General features: G+C 38.8%; 20 protein-coding genes. 11 read left to right on the top strand and 9 right to left on the bottom strand.

Features of this window, described 5'->3' with window-relative positions:
* The first annotated feature begins 2 nt into the window (after nucleotides 1-2).
* Nucleotides 3-1571, top strand: a complete 1569-nt coding sequence (locus ABVM49_RS09455) for an amidohydrolase family protein (RefSeq protein WP_405201640.1) — start codon at nucleotides 3-5, stop codon at nucleotides 1569-1571.
* A 344-nt stretch (nucleotides 1572-1915) separates the two neighbouring features.
* Here ABVM49_RS09455 and ettA read toward each other — a convergent pair whose 3' ends face one another.
* Complete coding sequence (gene ettA / locus ABVM49_RS09450) at nucleotides 1916-3607, bottom strand: energy-dependent translational throttle protein EttA (RefSeq protein ID WP_035325109.1); 1692 nt, start codon at nucleotides 3605-3607, stop codon at nucleotides 1916-1918.
* 98 nt (nucleotides 3608-3705) lie between these two features.
* Complete coding sequence (locus ABVM49_RS09445; RefSeq protein WP_405201639.1) at nucleotides 3706-5004, bottom strand: anthranilate synthase component I family protein; 1299 nt, start codon at nucleotides 5002-5004, stop codon at nucleotides 3706-3708.
* A 128-nt stretch (nucleotides 5005-5132) separates the two neighbouring features.
* Here ABVM49_RS09445 and ABVM49_RS09440 point away from each other — a divergent pair, with 128 nt between their 5' ends.
* Together ABVM49_RS09440 and ABVM49_RS09435 are read left to right on the top strand one after the other, a co-directional pair.
* On the top strand, nucleotides 5133-6743 hold the full coding sequence (locus ABVM49_RS09440) for a class I SAM-dependent methyltransferase (RefSeq protein ID WP_405201638.1): 1611 nt from the start codon (nucleotides 5133-5135) through the stop codon (nucleotides 6741-6743).
* 20 nt (nucleotides 6744-6763) lie between these two features.
* A complete protein-coding gene (locus ABVM49_RS09435; RefSeq protein WP_405201637.1) occupies nucleotides 6764-6985 on the top strand; it encodes a VF530 family DNA-binding protein in 222 nt (73 codons plus the stop codon).
* A gap of 60 nt (nucleotides 6986-7045) precedes the next feature.
* Here ABVM49_RS09435 and ABVM49_RS09430 read toward each other — a convergent pair whose 3' ends face one another.
* The 5 genes from ABVM49_RS09430 to ruvX all read right to left on the bottom strand — a co-directional run bounded on the left by ABVM49_RS09430 (nucleotide 7046) and on the right by ruvX (nucleotide 11028).
* Nucleotides 7046-8497 carry a carboxypeptidase-like regulatory domain-containing protein gene (locus ABVM49_RS09430; protein ID WP_405201636.1) on the bottom strand — a complete coding sequence of 484 codons (1452 nt, stop codon included), beginning with the start codon at nucleotides 8495-8497 and terminating at the stop codon, nucleotides 7046-7048.
* 132 nt (nucleotides 8498-8629) lie between these two features.
* Nucleotides 8630-9406 carry a nucleoside triphosphate pyrophosphohydrolase gene (gene mazG / locus ABVM49_RS09425; protein WP_405201635.1) on the bottom strand — a complete coding sequence of 259 codons (777 nt, stop codon included), beginning with the start codon at nucleotides 9404-9406 and terminating at the stop codon, nucleotides 8630-8632.
* Between the two features lie 131 nt (nucleotides 9407-9537).
* Nucleotides 9538-9951, bottom strand: coding sequence for a DUF5606 domain-containing protein (locus tag ABVM49_RS09420; protein ID WP_021778587.1), 414 nt, complete (start codon nucleotides 9949-9951; stop codon nucleotides 9538-9540).
* 73 nt (nucleotides 9952-10024) lie between these two features.
* The gene (gene def, locus ABVM49_RS09415; RefSeq protein ID WP_021778586.1) at nucleotides 10025-10615 is read right to left on the bottom strand and encodes a peptide deformylase; all 591 of its coding nucleotides are present in this window, start codon (nucleotides 10613-10615) and stop codon (nucleotides 10025-10027) included.
* A 2-nt stretch (nucleotides 10616-10617) separates the two neighbouring features.
* Nucleotides 10618-11028 (bottom strand): Holliday junction resolvase RuvX, encoded by a 411-nt coding sequence (gene ruvX, locus ABVM49_RS09410; protein ID WP_038600903.1) that lies wholly within the window; start codon nucleotides 11026-11028, stop codon nucleotides 10618-10620.
* A 266-nt stretch (nucleotides 11029-11294) separates the two neighbouring features.
* On the opposite strand from ruvX, the gene ABVM49_RS09405 reads away from it, so the two are divergent.
* Genes ABVM49_RS09405 through ABVM49_RS09390 form a run of 4 tightly spaced genes read left to right on the top strand, consistent with a single transcriptional unit; the run spans nucleotide 11295 to nucleotide 15684 of the window.
* Nucleotides 11295-12110 carry a 2,3,4,5-tetrahydropyridine-2,6-dicarboxylate N-succinyltransferase gene (locus tag ABVM49_RS09405; protein ID WP_035325115.1) on the top strand — a complete coding sequence of 272 codons (816 nt, stop codon included), beginning with the start codon at nucleotides 11295-11297 and terminating at the stop codon, nucleotides 12108-12110.
* A gap of 8 nt (nucleotides 12111-12118) precedes the next feature.
* On the top strand, nucleotides 12119-13963 hold the full coding sequence (locus ABVM49_RS09400) for a glycosyltransferase (RefSeq protein ID WP_405201634.1): 1845 nt from the start codon (nucleotides 12119-12121) through the stop codon (nucleotides 13961-13963).
* Nucleotides 13963-14643, top strand: a complete 681-nt coding sequence (locus ABVM49_RS09395; RefSeq protein WP_405201633.1) for an NTP transferase domain-containing protein — start codon at nucleotides 13963-13965, stop codon at nucleotides 14641-14643. Before ABVM49_RS09400 ends, ABVM49_RS09395 begins: the two co-directional genes overlap by 1 nt.
* Nucleotides 14644-15684 (top strand): CDP-glycerol glycerophosphotransferase family protein, encoded by a 1041-nt coding sequence (locus ABVM49_RS09390; protein WP_405201632.1) that lies wholly within the window; start codon nucleotides 14644-14646, stop codon nucleotides 15682-15684.
* A gap of 113 nt (nucleotides 15685-15797) precedes the next feature.
* On the opposite strand, the gene rpsA is transcribed toward ABVM49_RS09390, so the two are convergent.
* Entirely contained in the window at nucleotides 15798-17630 is a 1833-nt protein-coding gene (gene rpsA, locus ABVM49_RS09385; RefSeq protein ID WP_405201631.1) for a 30S ribosomal protein S1, read from the bottom strand.
* Between the two features lie 339 nt (nucleotides 17631-17969).
* Here rpsA and ABVM49_RS09380 point away from each other — a divergent pair, with 339 nt between their 5' ends.
* The 4 genes from ABVM49_RS09380 to ABVM49_RS09365 all read left to right on the top strand — a co-directional run bounded on the left by ABVM49_RS09380 (nucleotide 17970) and on the right by ABVM49_RS09365 (nucleotide 20277).
* Nucleotides 17970-18338 carry a hypothetical protein gene (locus tag ABVM49_RS09380; protein WP_405201630.1) on the top strand — a complete coding sequence of 123 codons (369 nt, stop codon included), beginning with the start codon at nucleotides 17970-17972 and terminating at the stop codon, nucleotides 18336-18338.
* A 60-nt stretch (nucleotides 18339-18398) separates the two neighbouring features.
* Nucleotides 18399-19034, top strand: a complete 636-nt coding sequence (locus tag ABVM49_RS09375) for a transglutaminase family protein (RefSeq protein ID WP_405201629.1) — start codon at nucleotides 18399-18401, stop codon at nucleotides 19032-19034.
* A gap of 89 nt (nucleotides 19035-19123) precedes the next feature.
* Complete coding sequence (locus ABVM49_RS09370) at nucleotides 19124-19405, top strand: 4a-hydroxytetrahydrobiopterin dehydratase (protein WP_375253157.1); 282 nt, start codon at nucleotides 19124-19126, stop codon at nucleotides 19403-19405.
* 146 nt (nucleotides 19406-19551) lie between these two features.
* Nucleotides 19552-20277 (top strand): YebC/PmpR family DNA-binding transcriptional regulator, encoded by a 726-nt coding sequence (locus ABVM49_RS09365; RefSeq protein ID WP_021778575.1) that lies wholly within the window; start codon nucleotides 19552-19554, stop codon nucleotides 20275-20277.
* A 137-nt stretch (nucleotides 20278-20414) separates the two neighbouring features.
* Here ABVM49_RS09365 and ABVM49_RS09360 read toward each other — a convergent pair whose 3' ends face one another.
* Entirely contained in the window at nucleotides 20415-21458 is a 1044-nt protein-coding gene (locus ABVM49_RS09360) for a hypothetical protein (RefSeq protein ID WP_405201628.1), read from the bottom strand.
* Between the last annotated feature and the right edge of the window lie 75 nt (nucleotides 21459-21533).

The raw sequence follows: 21533 nt of genomic DNA, 5'->3' as shown, positions 1-21533 counted from the left end.
TTATGTATAAATCAATTATCACATTTATATGCGGAGTGTTGTTTTTTTCCGCTTTCGCGAAAGCGCAATCACCCCTACAAGAAGGTCCTTTTAATCAACTCATCATACGTGGCGTAACGCTCATAAATGGTAATGGAGCACCACCGATAAGTCCTGTAGATATCGTAGTAGAAGGAAATAAAATCACCGAAATTAAAGTAGTAGGATATCCAGGTGTAGCGATTAACGAAGCAAAACGCCCAAAACTACGTGCAGGCGGAAAAGAGCTAGATGCAAATGGGATGTACCTTTTACCAGGGTTTGTAGACTGTCACGTACACATAGGCGGAGAAGCTCAAGGAGCAGATTCAGATTATGTTTTTAAATTATGGATGGCGCACGGCGTTACAACCGTACGTGAGGTTTCTGGAAGAGGAAGAGACTTTACCCTAGACCTCAAGAAAAAATCTGCACGCAATAGCATCATCGCACCACGTATCATCTCGCATACAGGCTTTGGCCAAGGTAGTAAGGAGACTATAACTACTGCACAACAAGCAAGAGAGTGGGTTCAAAATAATAGCAAAAATGGTTCAGACGGGATTAAGTTTTTTGGTGCTCCACCAGAGGTTATGCAAGCAGCTCTTGAAGAAAACAAGAAACTGGGACTTACCTCATCTATGCACCACGCTCAAATGAGCGTCGCACGCTGGAATGTACTTAACAGTGCACGTGCTGGACTTACGTCTATGGAGCACTGGTACGGACTACCAGAGGCACTGTTTGAAAACACGACGGTACAAAACTATCCGCTTGACTATAATTATAATAATGAGCAACACCGTTTTGGCGAGGCAGGACGCCTATGGGCACAAGCGGCTAAGCCAGGGTCTGAAAAATGGAATGCAGTGATGAAAGAGCTTATCGCGCTAGATTTCACACTAGATCCTACCTTTAATATTTATGAAGCCAGTCGTGACTTAATGAGAGCAAGAAGAGCCGAGTGGCACGAAGACTACACCCTTCCTTCCTTATGGAGGTTTTATCAACCTAGTAAAATTTCACACGGTAGCTACTGGCACTTCTGGGGCACAGAAGAAGAAGTACACTGGAAAAACAACTACCGTATGTGGATGGCTTTTGTAAATGAATATAAAAACAGAGGTGGTCGTGTAACTGTAGGCACAGATTCTGGCTTTATTTTTCAGTTATATGGATTTGCATACCCTAGAGAGTTAGAGCTACTTAGGGAAGCAGGTTTTCATCCTCTGGAAGTGATAAGAGCGGCAACCCTCAATGGCGCAGAATTGCTTAATATGGACGACCAAGTAGGCTCTGTAGAAGTAAATAAACTTGCAGACTTTGTCATTGTAGAAGAAAACCCATTACAAAATCTCAAAGTACTTTATGGAACAGGCGCTATAAAACTAACAGATGATAATGAAGTAGTGCGCGTAGGTGGAGTTAAGTACACCATAAAAGACGGGATAATCTATGATGCAAAAGAACTTTTGAGAGATGTAAAAAGCCAAGTAGATAAGGCAAAAAAGGAAGAAAACTTCACACTAAAACAACCAGGTGTTAATGATTAAATAATCTCTTTTTATCTCTAGAAGAAGATAAACTGCATAATTTTATCGCTGTAACGAAATTAATCGTAAAATGTAGTGTTCAAAAATTTTTAAATTACTTAGACGCAACCTTTTACATATTTTAGTATCTATAAAGTGAAACCATAAAACTATCAAGATGATACGCATTGAATTTAATAACAAACTGATCCTAATTAATAAGTCAATACTTATTGTATCTGTTATTATACTCGCCTTATGTGCTATGCTATTTTTCTTTATGTAGCGGTATTTTACAATTAACATTTAAAATAAAAACGCCCCATACATAACTGTATGGGGCGTTTCTTATTGTATGTAATTACTTACCTTACTAACTTCTTGTATTTAATACGCTTAGGCATTAAATCACCACCTAATCTCTTTTTCTTATTAGCCTCATATTCTGAGAAGCTACCTTCAAAGAAATACACTTGACTATCTCCCTCAAAAGCAAGAATGTGAGTACATATACGATCTAAGAACCAGCGGTCGTGACTAATTACTACGGCACAGCCTGCAAAGTTCTCTAGCCCTTCTTCTAGCGCTCTTAGTGTGTTTACATCAAGGTCGTTTGTAGGCTCATCCAGTAATAGTACGTTTCCTTCCTCTCTTAAAGTCATCGCGAGGTGTAAACGGTTGCGCTCACCACCAGATAGTGTTGCTACTTTCTTATTTTGCTCACTACCTGAGAAGTTAAATCTACTTAGGTAGGCTCTAGAATTTACTTCCTTACCTCCCATCATTACAAGCTCTTGCTCGTCGGAGAAGTTTTGCCAGATAGTTTTCTCTGGGTCTATATTGCTGTGACTCTGGTCTACATATGCGATTTGAGCCGTCTCTCCTACGTTAAAGGTTCCTTTATCTGGAGCCTCTTCACCCATTATCATTTTAAAGATAGTAGTCTTACCAGCTCCGTTAGGACCTATAATACCTACGATACCAGCCTGCGGCAGGTTAAAGTTAAGGTCTTCATAGAGTAACTTATCGCCAAAGGCTTTACTCACTCCAGATGCCTCAATAACATTAGTACCAAGACGTGGCCCATTAGGGATATAGATCTCAAGCTTCTCATCTACTTGCTTTTGATCTTGACTCATCATCTTGTCATAGTTCTGTAGACGAGCTTTTTGTTTAGTCTGGCGCCCTTTTGCTCCTTGACGTACCCACTCTAGTTCACGCTCTAATGTTTTTTGTCTTTTTGAAGCGGTCTTGCTCTCTTGGGCCATACGCTTAGACTTCTGATCTAGCCAAGAAGAGTAGTTTCCTTTCCAAGGGATTCCCTCTCCTCTATCCAGCTCTAATATCCATCCTGCTACGTTATCAAGGAAGTAACGGTCGTGTGTTACAGCTATTACCGTTCCTTTATATTGTGCAAGGTGGTGCTCTAACCAGTGCACAGACTCTGCGTCAAGGTGGTTAGTAGGCTCATCTAGTAATAACACATCTGGCTCTTGTAATAATAATCTACATAAAGCCACACGACGCTTTTCTCCTCCAGAGAGTACACCCACTTTTTGATCTGCCGGTGGGGTGCGTAGTGCATCCATCGCGATCTCTAGTTTTGTATCTAGCTCCCAGGCACCGCGAGCATCTATCTCATCTTGTAAAACTGCCTGGCGTGCCATAAGCTTATCCATCTTATCTGCATCTGAGTATACCTCTTCTAGACCAAATGAATCATTGATTTTATTGTACTCATCAAGAATAGCAACCGTTTCGGCAGCTCCTTCTTTTACAATCTCAAGAACCGTTTTTTCTGGATCTAGCTTAGGCTCTTGTTCAAGATACCCTACAGAAAATTCTTTATCTGAAGTTACATCTCCCTGAAAGTTTGTATCTAATCCTGCGATGATTTTCATCAAGGTAGATTTACCAGAACCGTTAAGACCTAAGATTCCTATTTTTGCTCCATAAAAGAAGCTTAGGTATATCTTTTTAAGTACAGGTGTCTGTGCTCCAGGAAACGTTTTTGAAACGCCCTGCATTGAAAAAATGATCTTTTTATCGTCGCTCATAATTTGGCTTTTGGCTCTAAGCTGTATGCTTTAAGCTAGTTGGTTTATTGTTAGTACGCTTTCGCGAAAGCGGAAGGCAAAAATACAAAATATCGTTACTATTCTCCCTCTAAAACGGCTCTCATCGCCTTAGCCTTGAGTAAGCACTCTTCATACTCACTATCTGGGTCAGAACCAGCAGTGATGGCCCCGCCTACTGAGTATGAGATGTATTGATTCACTGCATTGTAGAGTATACTGCGTATGATTACATTAAAATCAAAATCGCCTGCCGGGGTAAAATAGCCCACTGAGCCGCTGTATAAACCCCGCTTTGACTCTTCTAGTGACTCGATGATTTGCATTGCTCGCAATTTTGGCGCACCGGTCATACTTCCCATTGGGAAGGTACTACGTATCACATCTACCGGTGAGATACCTACGGCTAGTTGTGAGGTAACGGTAGAGATCATTTGGTGAACTTGCTTAAAGGGGTATACCTCGCATAACTCCTCTACTACAACAGATCCTCTGCGAGCTGTGCGAGACAGGTCGTTGCGCACGAGATCTACAATCATTATGTTTTCTGAGCGCTCTTTTGGGTTTTGTTGTAACGCTTTCGCGAAAGCGTAGTCCTCCTCCTCATTATCACTACGTCTAGCCGTTCCCTTTATGGGCTGGGTAACAATCTTCTCTCCTATTTTTTTAATATACCGCTCTGGTGTTGCCGAAAGTAAGTACTGATCTTCAATCCTTAAATAGGTGGCAAACGGTGGAGTGCTTATCGCATTGAGTCGCTCATAGGTTTCTAGAGGATCGATGGTGCCTGTTGCGTAAAACTCTTGACACATATTTGCCTCATAAATATCACCTCTGTGTATGTGGGCAAGCATCTCACGTACCTTTTCTTTATAAGCTTCTTTATGAATCTTGAGTTTAATAGATAATGGGTCTGCAGGGATATATGGTTGATAGTTTACACCATTTATTATCTCCTTAAAGTCCTCTTCTATCTCATCATCTACCATACCTAGGTAGTGCATCTCGAGGGCGCCACCTTTGAGTAAAAAAACCTTTTTGGGCTGAAAGAAATATAAGTCTGCAAAGTCGAGACGGTCATCATTTTTTGACGTAAGTCGCTCATTATCATTCTTAAGATCATAACTAAGGTATCCAAAAATCCAATCTTTTGTTGTACTTTGATACTCCTCCAGTTGATCAAAAGCTCCTTGATAGTCAGTCTTTAAACTTGTAAAAGCATCTACTGCTAGTATGGCCTCGTACTCAGGATAATTTTGTCGCTCGTAACTGTTACTATCAAGCCACACAATGTCCTCATACTGCTGTGCCCAAGAAAGTAGTAGTTTCTTAAAGGCATTGAGGTCTATTATAGTTATGGTTTTGGTAGTACGATTCACAGCGGTAAAAATACACAAGAATGAGACGGATATAAATTGATGTTAAAAACATTTTTATTTGAAAAAAAGTTATTAACCTAGTGGTTTGGTAGACTAATAAATATTCAAACACATAACACACTGATACTATGGTATCCAAAGCATTGCAAGCCACCTATAGAGAGCGACTTTTTAGACACTTAGACGGTATCGTTACCGCCCCATCTGCGTTTTCGCTTCACAAAAAGGGCGTGACCACATATATATTAGACAAAAAAGAGGTCACAATTGGTGATTTGACATCAACCTTTGATGCAAATGAGGGATACCTCAACGTGGCATTGCGACTACTAGCCTCACAAGGATGGCTCGTACAGCACATAGATAACAGCACAAATACGGTTACCTATAGTATAAATGAGCATACAGCAATTGCTTTTGCACTATTCCCGATTTATGAAGAGGTAACAGCATTACAAAAGCTTTCTGAAAATTACCATTTTAGAAAATTTGAGGTTGCTCCTTTTAAAATGTTACAAGATATTTTTTCAAAATACTGCAATCATTATGGTATCACGCTATCACAAGATCCAGCAGAAAGAGCAATACAAGAACAAGTACTTGCTCATATAGAAGGAAGTATACTAGGTCCTACTCTTGTACACCTGTCTATGAATGGGGCTTTTCATAAATACTTTATGCAGGCAAGCTTTAGGCCAGAAGAGTTTCACGCAGATGGAGAGAACTTTAAAAAACTATTAGACATACTCACTTATTTTAAACTGTTTACTCGCAAAGAACACACGTATCAATTTACAGACAAAGGACTGTTTTTTGCAAAGAGAGCCAGTGCATACGGCGTGACTGTTTCTTACATACCTACCTTACGTAAGCTTGACGACCTGCTTTTTGGTAATGCGCTGGCAGCAAAATCACAAGGTGACGGTAGCCAAGAAGGGCACGTAGACAGAGCTATGAATGTATGGGGAAGCGGTGGTGCGCACGCTACCTACTTTAAAGTGGTAGATACTATCATACTAGATATATTTAACAAACCTCTAGACGAGCAACCTAAAGGAATATTAGATATGGGCTGCGGTAACGGTGCTTTTTTAATACATCTTTATAATCTTATAGAGCGTCACACACTACGTGGCAAGCATCTAGATGAACATCCACTTATACTAGTAGGAGCAGATTATAACCAAACAGCGATAGATATTACGAAGCAAAATCTGATCCAAGCCGAAATATGGGCAAAAGTGATGTGGGGAGATATAGGTGACCCAGACAGACTCGCTGCCGACTTACAGGAGGAGTATGACATCACGCTAGGAGATCTTCTTAATGTGCGTTCTTTCTTAGATCATAATCGTGTATGGAAAGCCCCCGCGCAATCTACAAAGAGTCCAAGCACATCTACTGGAGCCTTTGCATATGAGGGCGCTCGCATTTCAAATAACGATGCTGAAGCCTCACTTGCAGAACATTTTGGAAAATGGTCTCCATATACTGGAAAACACGGTTTATTACTCATAGAGTTACATAGTGTACCTCCAGCAATCGCAGCAGATTATATAGGAAAAACAGCCGTAACTGCCTATGATGCTACGCACGGCTACTCAGACCAATTTATAGTAGAAGTACCTGTTTTCCATAAAGTGTTAGATAGTATAGGTATGAAGAGAGATGAAAAACTAAGTAAAAAATTTCCAAATAATGATGCTGCAACGGTAACCGTAAATCTATTTAGACACTAGATTGCGTTATCTTTGCTATTATGGAAGAGAAGCAGCAACAACCTAATAACCCGTTACACGGGGTAAAATTTGTAGACATCTTAGAGTTTCTAGTAACTAACTATGGCTGGAAGGAAATGAGTCTACAGGTAGATATAAATTGTTTCAAAAAAGATCCTTCTATAGAGTCTAGTCTCAAATTTTTGAGACGTACTCCTTGGGCTAGAGAAAAAGTAGCGCAATTATACCTGCAGTCTATATAAAAAAAACGCGTTATCAATAAGTGAATAACGCGTTTACAAACAAACTAAAAAACAGTCCTTTTATAAGACGCTCTCTACACCCGCATAGTTCTCAATGAGACGTACTATGAGGTCGTTAAGCTTTTCTACTTTTACATCTTCTGTGGTAGGATCCATATGGTCATTACCTATACCGCTATCATCTGTAAGGAAAACATAAGTTCCATTTGTAGCAACGCTAAATGATCGCATCAAGAATTCTACTTCTTTATTTGCTCCACTAGCAACGACAGGTATTATTTTTATGCCCATCTCTTGAGCTTTTTTAATCTGTAATTTTATGAGCTCCACATTTTGCTTCGTGTAGTGTGGAGGTGCGTCTAGCATCAAAAATAGTAGCTTTGCCTTCGCATCCACATTCCAAGATTGAGAGAGGGATACTTTTAAAGCTTCCTCTACTGCCTCTTCATAATCTCCACCTCCATTTGCATCTTGCTGTGATAAAAAGTCTTTTACCTCATTTATATTTTCTTTAAAATCTATCGATCTAGTTACATAGCTATCACCGTGATCTCTATACACTGTGAGCGCTACTCGTTTTTGTGCGATTTGTGCATCTATTCTATTCATAATATTTTTAAGCTCAGATTTGAGATAAGTAATCTCATCACCCATAGAGCCTGTAGCATCTACAGCAAATAGAACGTCTACTGTATTAGTCGCAGCAACACTTGACGCTATGGTAATGTCTACCGCCTGTTGTCCTCCAGTTATAGATTTTCCTACTACAGTGCCTTCACTGTACACCTGTAATAAGAAGCGATCACTCAGGTTGTGTACTCCTTTATAAAGTACTAGTGACCCATTAACATCTGTACGCCCTTTCATAAGCTGCTTTTTATTTTTATAGAGAGCAACCATTGTATTTGCTACCGGAGTGTGATCTTTATTCTTGAGGGAAATGTCTATTTTATTTTTATGGAAAAATCCCCAGCGGCCGGCAACTTTTTGTGCCTCCCCACTTGAGAAAATCTCATAATACTCAGACCACTTTTCTAAGTCATTAATCTCACCTGCCGTAAGCTGTCCATAAGCAGGGTCATTATATCTAGAAGGATGACTAGAACCTTCTGTTACTGCAACGCCAGAAACTTTACCTCTTATAACGATACTAGCATCTGAGGTGGCATACCCTACAGCACGTTTCTCTCTCTTTACTCCAGAAGCTGTAACAATTACTTCTTCTAGCTCAGGACTGCCTAGCATCGCGACATTGATTACGGCAGCATCTCCTACAATAATTTCTTGAGTATCAAAACCTACAAATGAAAATACGAGCGTATCCAGCTTTGCCACCTTAATCTCATAATTACCCTCAAAATCTGAGACTGATTTACGATCCTTCCCCTTTACTAAGATATTTACACCCGGAAGAGGGTTACCCTCTGCAGTGATTGTTCCTGTGATGTTTACTTCTTGAGCATAAGTAACAAGACTAAGAAATACTAAGATAGATGTGATGATGGCTCTCATAATGTTTGGTTTTTAAGTATGAGGTAAAACTACCTTAGCTATACTCTAAACTAAACCTATAATGAGTGAATGCATCTTTTGAGCTAGGCAAGTGCCCTAAGGCTCATCATAATCATCAAGATTATATCGCCTTTACAATTGCTTTGCCTCTTCCCAGAAGATATCCATCTCTTTAAGCGTCATATCTGAAAGGTCTTTATTAAGTTCTTTGGCTTTACCTTCTAGATACTGAAAGCGTTTTATAAACTTCTTATTAGTGCGCTCAAGAGCGCTTTCTGGGTCTACTTTTAAGAAACGAGCATAGTTTATCATAGAGAACAACACATCGCCAAATTCGGCTTCTATCTTCTCTTGATTATTTTCGTTTACTTCGTGTTGTAGTTCATCTAGCTCTTCTTGTACTTTTTCAAAAACCTGCTGTGGCTCTTCCCAGTCAAAACCTACACCTGCTACTTTATCTTGTATGCGGCTTGCTTTTACAAGTGCCGGTAGGCTTCTAGGCACACCTTCTAGCACAGATTTTTTACCTTCTTTGAGTTTGAGTTTCTCCCAGTTAGTAGCTACTTCATCAGCATTTGCTACATCTATATCACCATATATATGTGGGTGACGAGAGATAAGCTTTTCTGAGATACTGTTTGCCACATCTGCTATATCAAAGTCTTGGGTCTCGCTTCCTATTTTTGCATAAAATACAATGTGTAATAAGAGGTCTCCCAGTTCCTTTTTTACTTCTTCTAGGTCATTATCTAGTATGGCATCGCCTAGCTCATAAGTCTCCTCTATGGTGAGGTGGCGCAGGCTCTCCATCGTTTGATTTTTATCCCAAGGACATCCTACTCTAAGCTCATCCATAATGGTGAGTAATCTATCTATGGCTTTGAGCTGTGCTTCTCTTGAGTACTTCATAATGGTTCTTTTTATAGTAGATATAATGAGGGTTTATGTTACGCTTTCGCGAAAGCGTACTAAAGTTTAAAACTAAAAAAGCCTTCACATATAGATTGTAAAGGCTCTTTAATATTATAAAAAGTTATGCACTATTCTTCTTCGTCTGAAGCTACAGGAGCTTCAAAGTTGAGCATTTCCTTTTGTTGTAAGATGTTGTACCACTGCACTACCTTCTTTATATCGCTGGCATACACGCGGTCTTCATCATAATCTGGCACTACGTTAAAGAAAAACTCTTCGAGCTCATCTTTTGACACCTTGTGGTGTATGGTAGGACCACCGTTTTCTTTTTCCTTTATAGCTTGAAAAACCTCTCTTAACGGCTTTTCTGCACTTAGTGTATAGATGGCTATCTCAGACAGAACACTCACATTGTGACGAATCCCTACGGTAATTCTCTTACCATCCACGAGTGACTCTGCTACAAAACCACTACGTGTTTGTTGCTTTAACTCATATATACCAGGCTTTCCTGCGATTGCGATTACTTTATCTAAACTCATATATTATTTTATTGGGTGGCAAAGATGCACTTTGCACCACATATTTACAAATTAGTTTTTTGGGTTTAACGTTTTAGCGTTTTTTTGACGCCGCCGGAAAACGCATACGGTAGTCTGCACTGCACTTCCCTTTTGAGATATTTGCTAGCTTTCCTTTTATTAAACGTTTTTTAAGACTCGATAGTTTATCTGTAAAAAGTATACCGTCTATGTGATCATACTCGTGCTGTATCACACGTGCTATAAGCCCCTCATAGGTCTCTGTATGCTCCTTAAAGTTTTCGTCTTGATACTTGATGGTTACCGTAGGTTTTCTAAAAACATCTTCGTTTATACCAGGTATACTCAAGCATCCTTCAGAAAAAGCCCACTCCTCGCCTTCTTCTTCTAGAATCTCTGCATTTATGAAGGTTTTCTTAAAGCTAGATAGTTGCTTTTGCTCCTCTGGTGTGAAGCTCTCATCATCTGCAAATGGTGTTGTATCTACAAGAAAGATGCGTATAGGTAATCCCACTTGTGGTGCAGCAAGGCCTACGCCGTGTGCTCCATACATTGTCTCATACATATTCTCTAGGAGCTCACTCAGGTTAGGGTACTCTGGAGTAATATCTTTTGCTTTTTTCTTAAGCACGGGACTCCCGTATGCTACTATAGGTAATATCATATCTATTTATTATACAGGTAATCCTGCAGTATAATGGTGGCACTTATTTGATCTACAAGTGCTTTATTTTGTCTTTTCTTTTTACCAATGCCGCTATCTATCATTGTCTGGAAGGCCATCTTTGAGGTAAAACGCTCATCTTGCCTAATGATTTTAAGCTCGGGGTGTTTTTTTTCTACGCTTTCGCGAAAGCGTACTATATGCTCCTCAACATCACTCGCCTCATTGTTCATACGTTTAGGCTCTCCTATGACCATTGCCTCTACTTTTTCTTCGGCTAGGTAGGTGGCTAAAAATTTAAAAATATCTTTAGTCGGTACCGTGGTTAAGCCAGAAGCAATAAGTTGCAACTCATCTGTCACCGCGACTCCCGTGCGCTTTGTTCCATAATCTATTGCAATGATGCGTGCCATCTGTAAAATTTGGTGCAAAAATAAGTAAAAACAAGCAAGAATATAAGCGATATGCACACCGATACATAAACCCACACCCATAAGCAACAGTCTATTACTCACTATAGGCTTTGCTTATTGTAACATATATAACAAAAAAGCACTTCCTTGTGCAGCTTTTACAACAAAGAGTACCTTTATAAACTCAATTGATACTTTATCTTTGGGCCAAAGATTATAGCACTGTGAGCCACTATACTCACTTGTAAAACTTAAAAGAATATACAATGACACAACTTCAGAATATTATTGAAGAAGCGTGGGACGACCGTACGCACCTTACTAACCCAGTAACTATAAACGCCATACGTGAGGTGGTAGATATGCTAGACCGCGGGACCCTGCGTGTTGCAGAGCCTACAGAAAATGGATGGCAAGTAAACGAGTGGGTAAAGAAAGCCGTAGTACTTTATTTCCCTATCCAAAAAATGGAAACTCTTGAAGCTGGTATATTTGAATATCACGACAAAATTCCTCTCAAAAGAGACTACGAAAACCGTGGTATACGTGTAGTACCTAACGCTGTCGCAAGACACGGAGCATACATATCAAAAGGAGTAATCCTTATGCCTAGCTATGTAAATATAGGTGCCTATGTAGACGAGGGTACAATGGTAGACACCTGGGCAACAGTAGGTAGCTGTGCTCAAATAGGTAAAAATGTTCACCTTAGTGGTGGTGTAGGTATAGGTGGTGTCCTTGAGCCATTACAAGCCTCTCCCGTAATTATAGAAGATGGTGCTTTTATAGGATCTAGATGTATCGTAGTAGAAGGCGTACACGTAGAGAAAGAAGCCGTACTAGGGGCAAACGTAGTACTTACTATGAGTACAAAAATTATAGACGTTACTGGTGACGAGCCAGTAGAGATGAAAGGCCGCGTGCCAGCTCGCTCAGTAGTGATACCAGGAAGTTATACAAAAAAGTTTGCCGCCGGAGAGTACCAAGTACCTTGTGCACTTATTATAGGTAAACGTAAAGAAAGTACAAATAAGAAAACATCTCTTAATGACGCACTAAGAGAATATGATGTAGCCGTATAAACGATCTATTGAAAAAAGTTCTCATCATACAACAGAAAATGATAGGCGATGTCTTGACATCGTCTATCTTATGTGAAGCGATAAAATTACGCTTTCGCGAAAGCGAGATACACTACCTCATAAACGCTCACACTACACCCGTACTTGAGAATAATCCTTTTATAGACAAGCTCATTATCTATACACCAGAGATAGAAAAGAGTGCAAAGGCAAAATCACAATTTAAAAAACAGCTCAAGACAGAAGCCTATGACACCGTTATAGATGTGTACTCTAAAATAGGTAGCGCTTTTTTAACTAAAGCTACTGGAGCAAAAAACAGCGTGGGTTATCATAAATGGTATACCCACCTTTTTTATACAGACACCCTACGTCGCCGAAAGAAGTCTTATACCCTAGCTGGCCTCGCCATTGAGAACAGAATGCTCTTACTAGAGCAAATCACAGGTAAACAATTTGATGCTATTGCACCAAAAATTTACCTCACTGAAAAGGAAAAGGCAAACGCAAAACATATTATAGAATCTTGCGGTATTGACCTTTCAAAAAAGTTGTACCAGATAAGTGCCCTAGGCAGCGGATCTACAAAAACATATCCACTACCCTATCTAGCAACCTTACTAGATTATATTGTAGAAAGCACAGATGCACAACTCATCTTTAATTACATACCCTCACAGGTAGATTTAATAACTACCTTATACAATCTCTGTACAGTAAAGACCAGAGCTCATATATTTTTAGACTGTTATGGTAAAAGCCTTAGAGAGTTTATAGCGATCACAAGTCACTGTGATGCTATTATAGGTAACGAGGGCGGAGCTATAAATATGGCAAAGGCTATAGACATCCCTACGTTTGCCATCTTTTGCCCGTGGATTAATAAAGAAGAATGGAGTGTGTATGACGATCATAAAAGACACGTCTCTGTACATCTATATGACTACATAGATTATAATCCTAAATTTAATAAACGTGAGCGAGCACCTCAAAAGGTAGCTTCAAACTACCAGCAGTTTAAACCAGAGCTCATTGTACCAAAACTCAGTGCCTTTTTAAAAGAAAGCGCGGTGGTTAACGATGGTAGTATAAAGATGTCTGCTACAATTATCACCTATAATGAAGAAAGGAACATTGCAAGGTGTATAGAGTCGCTACTACCCGTGGTAGACGAAGTTGTGATAGTAGATTCATACAGTACAGATAAGACCCAATATATCTGCGAGCAATATCCTGTGCGATTTATACAGCATACATTTGAGGGACACATACAGCAAAAAAACGTAGCCCTTGACCTTGCTACCCATAACCATATTGTATCTCTAGATGCAGATGAGGCTTTGAGCAAAGAATTACAAACTGCTATACAGCGTGTTAAAAGAGATTTTAACAAGGACGGCTACATCGTAAAACGATACAACAACTACTGCGGCCAGTGGATTAACCATACAGACTGGAGTCGTGATAAAAAATTACGTGTTTTTGACAAAACAAAGGCTCGATGGGGCGGTGTAAATCCGCACGATAAAGTACAAATGAGTGATGGGGCTACAGTAGGCTCTTTAAAGGGAGAGATACTGCACTGGGTACACGCAACTCACGAGGAGCATAGACAAAAGACAGAAAAATTCTCCACCATCGCTTCAAAAGAGTATTACAAAAGAGGGCGTAAAGCCAATATACTTGACCTCATTATAAAACCCTCGTGGATTTTTATTCGATCATACATTATAAGGATGGGATTCTTAGATGGGCGTAATGGTTTTATTCTTTGTACATTTAGTGCAAAGACAACCTACTTAAAGTACTGCAAGCTACGCAGGCTTAGATTACAAAAGAAAACACCCAACTAGTGAAAACAATCATTCTCGCAGCTGGCATAGGCTCACGCCTAGGCAATCCCTACCCTAAAGCACTTACCCCTCTCAAGAATGGAAAAAGCATTATGGAAATGATGGTAGAGAGCATATCATCTTACTTTTCTATAAATGACTTATTAACCGTAGTAGGCTTTAAGAAGAATAGTATTATGGAACGTTTTCCGGATATTACTTATATCTATAACCCCTATTTTGACACCACAAACACCTCTAAGAGTCTTTTATGCGCGCTTAAAAAATGTCGTGATGAATCTGTATTATGGTTAAATGGAGATGTGGTTTTTGACCCATTACTACTTAACGAGCTTGTACCATATATAGAAAAGGATCAAAGTTTTGTAGCGGTAAACACCTGCTCTGTAGCAGATGAGGAGGTAAAGTATACTCTTGAAAATGGGTATATACAAAATCTTTCAAAAGAAGTAATAAATGGACTGGGTGAAGCTGTAGGTATAAATTACATCTCGGCAAAAGATGTTCCGCTCTTTATAAAAGAACTAGAAGCCTGTGAAGCACAAGACTATTTTGAAAAAGGACTAGAGGTTATGATTGCCAAGCATCAAACTAAAATAAAGGCGGTAGACATATCAAAATTTAACTGTATGGAGGTAGATTTTAAAGAAGATCTAGAACACGTAAATAGTTTTTTATAAATGAAAGTGATTCTCTTCTGTCAAAACGCATATGCCTTTGGGATTATGCAAACCATAAGAGAAGAACTCGCTCAAAGTGGAGACCAAGTACTATGGTTTATAATGCCAAAACTTCTTGATATATTTCCTTTTCATAACGATGCTGTAACTACGAGCATACAGGAATTAGTAGCCTTCAACAGTGACGCTATAATTTGTCCTGGTAATGAAGTACCTTATTACTTGCGTGGTCTTAAGGTGCAAATCTTTCACGGACTTGCTGGAGAAAAAAAAGGGCATTTTAGAGTACGTGACTACTTTGATCTTTACCTTACCCAAGGCCCTTATTTTACAAAAGGTTTTAATAAGCTCAAGAAAAAGCACAACAATATATCTGTAATAGAAACTGGCTGGCCCAAGCTAGATAGCTATCAGAAAATCAAAGATGATACTTCTGCATCCAAACTAGAAATACTGGATCGCCATAATGCTAGTAACATCATTCTCTACGCACCTACATTTTCTCCATCACTCACCTCTGCCCACGTTTTAAAGAAAGAAATTGAGACGCTCGCATCGCATAAAGAATATGTGATACATATTAAATTTCACGATTTAATGCATCCAGAGCTTATTTCTTACTACAAAGATCTAGCTGCTCGTTATGATACTATTTATTTTATAGAAGAAAAGGATATCGTAAAACAACTTGTCCTGGCAGATCTCTTAATAAGTGACACCTCTTCTGTGATATATGAATTTTTACTTTTAGACAAGCCGGTTATCACTCTCAACAATATTTCGGATGCTATACGGTGGGAAAATATCAGAAACCCAAAAGATTTAATTCCCAGTATCTTAAAAATACGTACTCAAGATAATTTTGCCTCAGAGCGTGCCAGTATTATAGCTCAATATCATCCTTATACAGATGGAAAATCATCGGCAAGAGTAGTCGCTGCAATTAAGGAGCATATCTCTGAGCACGGTGTGCCAGAAAAACGTAAAATTTCTTGGCTACGAAGACGTAAGATTAATAAGCTGTTTGATAGAAAGTCTTAGTACGCTTTCGCGAAAGCGTAATAAACACAAACACATCTGTTTCTAAGTTATTATAACAAAAAAAACCTCTCAATTACTTGAGAGGTTTTCTGTATTAAAATGTGTGGTTGAGATTACTCTCCTCCTTCCATTTTCTTTTTAAGAGCTGCAAGAGCATCGTTTGCATCACCTAGTGTAGGCTTAGACTCATCTGCTTGAGCTTTAGCTTTCTTAGCTGCTTGTTTAACGATTTTTGCTTCTTCTTCTTTATGGATTACCATATGTGAAGCTACTACACGCTTGAAGTCTTTGTTGAATTCTATAATCTGGAATTCAGCCTCTTCTCCTTTTCCTAGTTTTGTACCGTCTTCTTTCTCAAGGTGACGTGTAGGAACAAATGCAGTAATATCTTCATTAAAGTCTATTGTAGCACCTTTGTCTACTATCTCTGTGATAGCCGCTTTGTGTGTTGTACCTACTTTAAACTCATCTTCATACTTATCCCAAGGGTTTGCCTCGATCTGTTTGTGTCCTAGTGAAAGTTTACGTCCATCTACGTCAAGTTCAAGAACCACTACTTCTAGCTTATCTCCTACCTCACAGAATTCTGATGGGTGCTTCACTTTCTTAGTCCAAGAAAGGTCTGAGATGTAAATTAATCCATCAATTCCTTCTTCTAGTTCTAAGAACACTCCAAAGTTTGTAAAGTTACGTACGATACCCTCGTGACGTGAACCTACTGGATACTTAGAAGTAATATCTGTCCAAGGATCTTGCGTAAGTTGCTTGATACCTAGGCTCATCTTACGATCTTCACGATCTAGTGTAAGAATTTGTGCGTCTACTACGTCTCCTACTTTTACAAAGTCTTGAGCGCTACGTAAGTGTGTAGACCAAGACATTTCAGATACGTGTATAAGACCTTCTACTCCTTCTTCTACTTCGATAAATGCACCGTAATCTGCGATTACAACTACCTTACCTTTTACGTTATCTCCTACTTTAAGCTCGTCTCCTAAAGCTTCCCAAGGGTGCTTAGAAAGTTGCTTAAGACCTAACTGGATACGTGTTTTATCCTCATCAAAGTCAAGGATTACTACGTTTAGTTTCTGATCAAGCTCAACGATTTCATTCGGGTGGTTGATACGTGACCAAGAAAGGTCTGTAATGTGTACCAGTCCATCAACACCTCCAAGATCAACAAATACACCGTAAGAAGTAATGTTTTTAACAACACCTTCAAGTACTTGTCCTTTCTCAAGCTGCCCGATGATCTCCTTCTTCTGCTCTTCGATATCTGCTTCGATAAGCGCTTTGTGAGATACTACAACATTTTTAAACTCGTGGTTGATTTTTACAACCTTGAATTCCATAGTTTTATTTACATACTGATCGTAATCACGTATAGGCTTCACATCAATCTGTGATCCTGGTAAGAATGCTTCGATACCGAAAACATCTACGATCATACCTCCTTTAGTACGTGCTTTTACAAATCCGTTTACGATAGTTCCCTCATCGTGTGCAGCGTTAACGCGATCCCAAGCCTTGATAACACGTGCCTTACGGTGTGATAATATCAATTGCCCAGTTGCATCCTCACGTACATCGATAAGTACTTCTACTTTATCACCTACTTTAAGGTCTGGATTGTAACGGAACTCGTTAAGAGAGATTACACCTTCAGACTTTGCGTTAATGTCGATAATTGCATCACGATCAGTAATTGTAATCACTGTTCCTTCTACTACGTCGTCATCAAGAGTGTCTACAAAGTTGTTTTCTACAAGTGCTTCAAACTCTTCAAGCTGCTTGTCATCTACTGTATCGATTCCTTCTTCGTACTTCTCCCAGTTAAAGTCTTTAAGAAATTGCTCTGGGTTTTCTTGAGCTGGAGATAGCTCAACTGTTGGTGCTGCCACTGCAGCTTCTTCCTGAACTTCAGGATTTTTTGTTTCTTCAGCCATTTGTGCTAAAATTACATCTCACTTAAAACTAGCGCCTTAAAGCGGGATGGGTTTTGTATTTTACGTTTCTCCGAAAGCTAGATAAACCAAGAAACCGTAAAAGGGTTTGTTTTGTTTTTTATAAATCCTCTGTGACAGCTTTCTACCGGTGGTCAAAAAGGTGTGCAAAAATACACCCTTTATATTGATTTACAAAGGGGTTACAAGATAAAATATGATGAGTACTCGATGTAGTTTTACAGCTATAAGAATTTACGTGTTAGATTTAGTGTTTTTTATGCTTTCGCGAAAGCGTAAAACTTACACATACCTGTATATTTAAAAAATCAATCAAATCAAATGAAAGGTACCTTATACATAATCTTTACGCTCTTTTGTGCTCTAAATCTAAACGCCCAGAACTATGATTTCCCTCTAAATGCTCAATCTGGCAAATGCTATGAGCGCTGCTTTGAGTATGACAAAAAATTTACTTGGAAAGAAATAAACTGCGACACTCTTGCAATGCGCGCCGAAAAGAGTAAGACAAAAGAAGCCATTATAAAAGCTCCTCAAGCCAAAATAAAATTGACGAAATACCAAGAGAAACTTAAAGACTTAGGATATAAAATAGAGATCACGGGTAAACTCAATAATCAAACAATTAAGGCCCACCATAAATATCTCAAAAGGCAAAAAAAGAAAAAGAGAAAACAGCAGCGTCTATAATAGACATTACAAACCTTTATCTACTTTTTTACTATTTTAGTCTGACTAATTCCCTACACAATGACATATCTAGAGCCTTCATATTTTTTTGATTACAACAGTAGCCCTATACAGCAACTCATAGCAGAGTTTGATATAGATACTTTATCTAAAAAGGAGAAGGCAGTGGGCATTTATACAAAGATACGTGATGGCTATATGTATAATGCATATGCTATAAGCCTCAACCAGAATAATTATAGAGCTAGTATAATTGCTCAAAAAGAAATAGGTAATTGTGTTACAAAATCCATCTTACTCATTGCTTGTTTACGTGGCTTAGGAATACCTGCACGTCTACACTTAGGAAAGGTGAAAAATCACATTGCTGTAGAGCGTCTGGTAGAAAAATTTGGCTCAAATGAGCTAACTCCTCACGGTATGGTAAATGCCTATATAAATGGTAAATGGCTAAAAATGTCACCAGCCTTTAATGCCTCATTATGTCACAAGATGAATGTTGCTCCGCTAGAATTTGATGGTGAAAATAATTCTTTCTTACAGCAATATAATGATGATGGCAATCGCTTTATGGAGTATATAGACGACTATGGCTTTTTTGACGATGTACCGCTAGTGTTTATGATGAATAATATTAAAGAACATTACCCACATATTTTTGATACGGGAGATGCTACTACTGAGTTTAGTCTATAAATGTAATACTTAACAAATTTTTAATCGTAATAGCATTTTCGCGAAAGCGTAATTGTTTATCTTTAATATACAACGGTAAAACTAATATTATGAAACTTACAGACGATCAGATTAAAAACAGATTAGAGGATTTTCCAGATTGGGAGTTTGATGATAACGCCATCCATACCACAATAGAGTTTGAAAACTTTAGAGAAGTATTTGCCACTATGACACGTATTGCTTTTGAGTGTGAAAAAATGGACCACCACCCTACTTGGACTAATACGTATAATGAGCTGGAAATAACGCTAAATACACACGATGCAAATGGTGTGACAGAAAAAGATTTTGATCTTGCTGCGGCAATAGATGATATTTTGGGCGCTTAAGGAACTATAAATTTTAAAGAAATCAAGCGATTTCATATTTTTACAGCGATCTGTGCAAAAGTGCAGATCGTTTTTTTAGTTTATACAATTACATTTAACACGAGATATCTGCCTTTGCAGGTATAATCACTATATCCTTATTATTTATGGGAAGAGCATTTGAGTTTAGAAAAGCACGTAAAATGAAGCGCTGGAGCGCAATGTCTAAAGCCTTTACACGTATAGGTAAAGATATCGTGATGGCGGTAAAAGAAGGAGGACCAGATCCAGACTCAAACTCAAGGTTACGTGCCGTGATACAAAATGCTAAGGCCGTAAATATGCCTAAGGATAATGTAGAGCGTGCAATAAAGCGTGCCTCAGATAAGAGCCAAGGTGATTATAAAGAGGTAATCTTTGAAGGCTACGCACAGCACGGTATTGCAATACTTGTAGAAACGGCTACAGATAATAATACCCGTACGGTAGCAAATGTGCGTGCAGCGTTTAATAAATGTGATGGTAACCTAGGTACTTCTGGATCTGTTGTATTTATGTTTGATCACACGTGTACCTTTAGAGTTAATGCAGAAGGACAAGATGTAGATGAGATAGAGCTTGAGTTTATAGATTTTGGTGCCGAGGAGGTTTTTCAAGATGAAGATGGCATACATATTTATGCTCCTTTTGAGAGTTTTGGAGCAATACAAAGCGCTCTAGAAGAAAAGGGTATAGAGATATTAGAATCTGGTTTTGACCGCATACCTCAAGTAACAAAAACACTTACACCAGAGCAAGAGGCAGATGTAAACAAGCTTATAGATAAGCTAGAAGAAGATGATGATGTACAGAATGTGTTCTCAACAATGCAAGCAAACGAGGTAGAAGAATAAATCTACCAGATAATATAAAGTAAAAGGCGCGCTAGATATCTAACGCGCCTTTTTTATTTGATCCCATAATGGCACAATAAAAAGCCTCTCAGAAATACTGAGAGGCTTTTATTATAAAATAATCATTGGGTAAATGATTACTCGTTTAGGTATAATGAAGAAGCTCCTTCTAGTTCATTATTTACAGATGGAGTAAGGTTACCTCCAGCTTGTGCGTTTGAGAAAGCAAGAATTCTTCCGCCACCGTTTGCACGCTCTGCAATAAATACTACGTTAGACTCTGCATCATACTCGGCTGCAACTGGGTTTCCTAAAAATGTTGCGTCACCCGCCACACGTACTTGGTTACCTACTACTGCAAGTGTCTCACCGTTTGCTACACCAGCAAATTTTGAAGCGTAGTCAGATATGATATGAAAAGCACCATCTGCATCATCCATTGCGCTACCTACATCTGTAAGGATAAGTGTACCACCATCTACAGCAAGACCGTGAGTTCTTACAATACCTTCTATAGTTATTCTTTTTGTAGCTTCTACTGTAGCATCTGTTGTGTTTGAGTCTGCAAAGTTTTCGAAGATTGCTACGTCAGACGTTTTATCTACAACTGCGATTAGAGTATCTCCATCAAACTCGATTCCCCAGACAGCAAAGTTTACTGTCACTGTGTTTCTTAATGTGATAGATCCATCATCACCTCTTGTATAGATAAATAAACGACCATCATCTGTACTATCATCACCATCTACATCTGCATTATCTGCCACAACATAAATATTATCATTTACGGCAAGATCACGAGGGCTTGATAAAGAAGCTGTACTACTTACAGTTGCACTAAGTGTAATCCCTGCAACATTAAGAGAGAGATCGCTAAAAGCTTGTATCTGTGACTCAGAGCGTGAGATCTGTATCACCTCATCATCACTACTATCATAATAGATACCCTCTGTATCTGTAGCTGCTGTCCCAAAAGTAGATGCCGTAACACTCGCTATATCTTCTACATCATATACTGTAATGTCACCACTTGTGTTACTTGTTGCAAACAGTGAGTTATCTAATTCTAGGTTTGCAGATCCATCATCATCTGTTGTTGATAATCCGTTATCATCAGTTTCACAGGCTATAAATCCTGCAGATGCGATAAGTAATATTCCTAATTTGCTAGTTAATTTCATAAATAAAAAGTTTAATTGTTTGTTATTTCTAGCATAGTTACGCAAGGATTTGAGCTTTGGTCTTAGCAACATTAC

Origin of the sequence: Dokdonia sp. LLG6352-1, assembly GCF_045055815.1 — a bacterium.
Lineage (GTDB): Bacteria > Bacteroidota > Bacteroidia > Flavobacteriales > Flavobacteriaceae > Dokdonia > Dokdonia donghaensis.
The sequence above is the reverse complement of the archived record's forward strand: the minus strand, read 5'-3'. Positions and strand labels throughout refer to the sequence as shown.